This window comes from Paraburkholderia sp. SIMBA_027 (assembly GCF_046535315.1).
Lineage (GTDB): Bacteria > Pseudomonadota > Gammaproteobacteria > Burkholderiales > Burkholderiaceae > Paraburkholderia > Paraburkholderia tropica.
In genome coordinates this window covers 1-237 of record NZ_JAWRWY010001579.1, presented here as the reverse complement: position 1 = coordinate 237, position 237 = coordinate 1, and the positions used below count along the sequence as shown (strand labels likewise).

At 26.6% G+C, this 237-nt stretch carries 1 protein-coding gene; it reads right to left on the bottom strand.

Annotated features, from left to right (window positions below; all coding sequences use genetic code 11):
- Positions 1–237, bottom strand: a 237-nt coding sequence (locus SB764_RS44495) for a hypothetical protein (RefSeq protein ID WP_410867376.1), incomplete at both ends; no start/stop codon positions are given.

Here is a 237-nt window from a genome sequence, read left to right as displayed (position 1 = left end):
TAAAGAAGAGCTTCTGTATCTCCTTTCTTTAAAAATGAAATGAAAATATCTAAGGCTTCATCTTTATTAAGAGCTACATTTATATCACTTATAATTACCTTATTATCAAATAATTGAACAATATAATTATATACACTCTCATCTCCTTCGTGATCTATGTTTTCAAAAATAAAGTCTCTAAAATCTTCATCGCGAAAGTTTTTATTTTCGAAGTTTGAAAGAACCATTTCGATCAGA